Annotated in this window: 3 protein-coding genes; 1 reads left to right on the top strand and 2 read right to left on the bottom strand. The window is 40.9% G+C overall.

Annotated elements, in window-relative coordinates; genetic code table 11:
* The coding region (locus H6S82_RS17935; RefSeq protein WP_191056499.1) for an AAA-like domain-containing protein at window positions 1-2,085 on the bottom strand (2,085 nt) is incomplete at its 3' end.
* A 6-nt stretch (window positions 2,086-2,091) separates the two neighbouring features.
* The gene (locus H6S82_RS17930) at window positions 2,092-3,654 is read right to left on the bottom strand and encodes an AAA-like domain-containing protein (RefSeq protein WP_190470862.1); all 1,563 of its coding nucleotides are present in this window, start codon (window positions 3,652-3,654) and stop codon (window positions 2,092-2,094) included.
* Window positions 3,655-3,805: 151 nt separating this feature from the next.
* Here H6S82_RS17930 and H6S82_RS17925 point away from each other — a divergent pair, with 151 nt between their 5' ends.
* Window positions 3,806-4,660, top strand: coding sequence for a transglutaminase family protein (locus tag H6S82_RS17925; RefSeq protein WP_190470865.1), 855 nt, complete (start codon window positions 3,806-3,808; stop codon window positions 4,658-4,660).
* The last annotated feature ends 286 nt before the right edge of the window (window positions 4,661-4,946 follow it).

Raw genomic sequence — 4,946 nt, 5'->3', positions numbered from 1 at the left:
GCTAAAACTAACTTCCATTACCCCATCAGTATGGCCATCAAGAGTTTTCCAAAGCGTGCCATCCCGTTTCCATAACTTTACTGTTTTGTCTCGACTCCCAGAAGCAATCCATTCTCCATCGGGGCTAAAACTAACTCCCATTACCCCATCGGTATGGCCATCAAGAGTTTTCCAAAGCGTGCCATCGCGTTTCCACAACTTCACTGTTTTGTCCCAACTCCCAGAAGCAATTAATTCTCCATCGGGGCTAAAACTGACTGCCTCTATTCCATCGCTATGACCATTAAGAGTTGTGACCAGAGTGCCATCGCGTTTCCACAACTTTACTGTTTTGTCCCAACTCCCAGAAGCAATTAATTCTCCATCGGGGCTAAAACTGACTCCATATACCTCATCGCTATGACCATTGAGAGTTTTCCAAAGCGTGCCATCCCGTTTCCATAACTTCACCGTTTTGTCCCAACTCGCGGAAGCAATCAATTCTCCATCCGGGCTAAAACTAACTCCAATTACCCGATCGCTATGACCGTTGAGCGTGTTATATTCTTGAATCTGATGTATAGCTCGATCGAGAACAGTAAAAACTAACCCTTGTATACTATCTCGATCCCACAGTGAGCGATTTATTTTTTTCAGGTTTTGTGCTGCTTTCAAGCTTTCAATTAATGACTGAAATGGTTGTCTTTGAAGAAATCTTTCTTGGGCGGCGGCAACCGCTAACCGCACATCCGCTACAGCTAGTGCTAATTCCGCTTTTTGGTGCGCTTCCGCTAAAATTTGATTGGCTTTTCTCTGTGCTTCTAACTCTCTTTCTGTTTCCTGATATTCTAATCTATGGCTAGCTTCTAAAAATCGATAATCTTCAGAAGATAAATTTTTGTTATTTGCCCAATTTAAAGCATCTCGTAACGCTTGTCCTCTTAATAATCGCGACTCATCTTGATGATGAGAAGCTACCCAAGCATTAAATGATTCGGCATAAGGTCGTAATTTGGCTAATTCTTGCTCTAACCAATGACCATTAAAAACAGCCGCATATATGCGATTGTAAACTTTTAATCTATTATCTTGTTTAACTACTAATCCCGACAAGCGTAATTCCGCTTCGTCTTGATTTCGTTCGGCTTGTAAATTTTGCTGTAAAATTCGTTGGTATAATCCCAGCAATCTACTGGCTTTATGTTGATTAATTAATAGTCTATCTCGAATCGTTCTTAAATGTTCCGGTTCATCATTTGATTCCCAGTTTTCCACGATTCGTTTCTGCACTAAACGCGCTAACCACTCATTCTCTTCTCCTGCAGGAATCGGTTCTTCGCATTTCAAAATAAGAGAACAAAGTTTCTGAGTCAAAAATGGTTGTCCGCCAGTCCAATCTAAAATACTTTGGATTAAAATTTGAGGATTACTCGATTTTTCTGCTAATCCTACTGCTAGTGGTTGTACCTCATTTAACTTAAATCCAGTTAATTCTATTGCTCTACCAATATTAAACGGCGTTCTGCGTTTATCGCCAATTAAATCGGAAGGTGTTGCCACACCAATTAAAGCAAAAGTTAACCGTTGATATTTTAGTCTATCTGCCCTCCGATTGTAACAATCTCTAATGAAAGCAAAAAAGTCATCAAGTTTAAAAGGTAAAGCCAGAACGCTATCGATTTCATCGACAAAAATTACGATTCCATCGGGAATCAATTTTAATAATACTGTCGCTATAAATTTACTAAATTTCTGAACATCAGACAGCTTATTATTATCTTCCCACCAACTATCTAAATCGAATTCATCATACAAATCTAAACTGCCCACAATGCTATCCATCATGCTAAAATACCATTCTTCGGGAGTGATATTTGTGGTGCCGATCGCAGTAATGTCAATGGCAACACAGTTAACTCCCTCTGCTTTTAAGCGTTGCATAACACGCACTTTTAGGGAAGATTTCCCCATTTGGCGGGAATTTAAAACATAGCAAAATTCTCCGGCTTTTAATCCTTGGTACAAGTCTTCATCGGCTTGGCGAGTGACGTAACTAGGTGCATCAATTGGTAAGCTACCGCCAATTTGGTAGTGATAGTTAGCCATAACTAATTAAGGTTGGATTTGATAGAGAGATATGCCGTAAGGAACTCCTTTTAATTGCCGTTCTCCCAAAGCTTCTACATTTAAATTGAGATGATCCTTGACAGCATCATAAACGATTTGAGAAATGCAAATTTTGCCTGGTGCGGCTTGGCTTTGCAATCTGGCAGCTATATTTACTCCCGCACCCAAAACATCTCCTCCAGTTAAAAACACATCTCCTAAATGAATCCCAATCCGATGGACTAAAACTCGTCCTGAAGGTAAAGTTGCCGCTTCAGTTGCGATCGCTTTTTGAATTTGAATGGTACAACTAACTGCTTTAACTGCACTCGAAAAATACATCAGCAAGCCATCACCTAAGTTTTTTAATACCTGTCCTTGGTAATGCTCGCAGATTTCCTTCATCAAACGAAAATCTCGTTTAAGTAATTCGCGCATAACTGTTTGGTTAGCCATCATTAGCTGTGTAGAATTAACTACATCAGTAAAAACAATCGCTGCTAATGTGGTATCATCAGCATCAGATATTATTGTTTTAGTATCTAAGCGATCGCGCAAATAAAAGCGATATAAATCGCATAAAGGAATCACTTCATTGCCAACAAATTTAACTAAACCCATACTCCGTAACTTAAATGCTTCAGTTGCAGCGATTTTCACGGGATTATCAGCAGCTACTACCTTTTTCGCCGCTTCTAATAATGCTTCATCTTCCAAGAGTTTACTTAAATGGTGGCGCAGGTGATCGTAAAAAAATCCTTCTTCGGTAGGAGCAATTTGTAATAGATGTTCTAAATCAATTTCTTGTTTAGCTAAACGATACAGTGCTACCCTGACTAAATAGGGATGACCCCCAAACATTGCCATGAACAAATCGATTTGTTCGGAAGTTAATTCTAAGCCATGCTTTTGGACTAAATCTATTACCTGTTCTTTCCCTAGCTCTGGGAGTTCGATCGGTAAACCCACATTAAAAGGAGATTGATTAATGTTTAAAGGAATGTAAACTTCTTTGGAATGGGAAATTACTAGATGTAACTTCTGCCATTTCGGTTCATTCTTTCCCTTTTCGTGCCACGCTCTGATTAATCCAAAAAAATCAACGGCAATTTCAGGATATTGGAATATCCGATCTACTTCATCCAATCCCAATACGAGAGGAGTATCTATTTGCGCTAACAAATGACGTTGCACGTAATTGGTACAGCAAGTTTGACTACCTCTCGGCCCTTTCCAATAGCGATCGATTTCGTCATCTAACTCTAAAGCATCAGTAACATTGGCACAAAACCACTGTAAAAACCGATCCAAATCCGTTAGGAAATTTCGCTCTACTAACTGAAAATTAATATTAACAGTCTCATAACCTTGTTGCTCGCTTTTTGCTAGAATCCGACTCATCAGGGAGCTTTTACCCATTTTTCGAGGAGCTTTTATCCTAATGAGAGCAGTCGGTTTGATGATGGTTTGATAACAATCAGCTTCGATAGGTGGGCGTTCTACATACCAAGGGGAATTGAGAGGGACTTGACCTTCGGGTTGTTCCAGGGGATATAGGGGAGCGTTCATGGTTGTGAACTATCTCTTCTAATTGCACCTATAATGGCCTTAACTTTGCTTTATTGATTTAAAATGTACATATATCTTTACAAAATATATGTCCAGCAAAGTACCAGTTAGTTAAACTGACTTAGTTAAAAACCTCAAACCTGAAATCGGGATGCACTATCAAATCCTTCACACCATCACCTACACCTACGATCGATCGGTTGTTCTGCGACCGCACGTTTTAAGGTTGCGATCGCGCTGCGATGGCACTCAGAAACTGCATTCCTTCTCTCTACAAATTGACCCAGAACCAATTGGTATTTCTCACATTACCGATTTAGATGGTAACGCCATCTTGCAAGCTTGGTTTGGTGGCAGCACTGATTATCTCAAAATCGAGGTAAGCTCAGAAGTTGAAACTTATCGCACAAATCCTTTTGTTTATCTACTAGAACCTTGGGCTTTAAGTTTGCCGATCGACTACCCGGCTTCAATGCTATCCCAACTTCAGCCATATTTACAACCGCAATATCAAATAAATGCAGACCCTGCCGTCATCCAATTAGCTCAAGAGATTGCCTTTGCTGCGGATTATCAAATCGGTACTTTCTTGATGCAGCTAAATCAACAGATCTACGAGAATTGCCAATATCTGAGGAGAGAAACCGGCGAACCCTTTCCCGGTGGCGTCACTTGGAAGCAAAAATCGGGTTCCTGTCGCGATTTGGCAGTTTTATTTATGGAAGTTTGTCGCGCCGTAGGTTTAGCTGCTAGATTTGTCAGCGGTTATCAGGAAGGAGATCCAGACCAAAAAGAACGAGATCTTCATGCTTGGGCAGAAGTATATTTGCCAGGAGCGGGTTGGCGAGGTTACGATCCCAGTCAGGGATTAGCTGTAGCCGATCGCAATATCGCTTTAGCCGCCAGCGCATTACCCGCATACGCTGCCCCCATTACGGGAGGTTGGCATGGTACAGGAGTGCGATCGCAAATGAAAACTCACTTATCCCTAATAGTTGATGACTAACTTGCACAGGACTTACGCACGCTGGGGCTAGAAACCGGGTTTCTTCGTCGATCGTTCACGGTGAAACCTACCATTTTTCGTAGAAACCCGGTTTCTTTGCGTAAGTCCTATTGCACAAACTTATCAAAGGTTTGTTCGTCCAAGAATATCAAAACTGTTAACAATAGAGAATTAAAGAATCTTCTTACGAGATAGAGCAACTAATGAAAGTCAGTGAGAACGTTCTTAATTCTTGAAACCGTTTATTCCTTCTTCCCCGACGCCCTAGCCCCTAACCCCTAGCCCC

It is taken from the genome of Planktothrix sp. FACHB-1355 (genome assembly GCF_014748295.1).
GTDB classification, from domain to species: Bacteria; Cyanobacteriota; Cyanobacteriia; order Cyanobacteriales; family Aerosakkonemataceae; genus Aerosakkonema; species Aerosakkonema funiforme_A.
The sequence above is the reverse complement of the archived record's forward strand: the minus strand, read 5'-3'. Positions and strand labels throughout refer to the sequence as shown.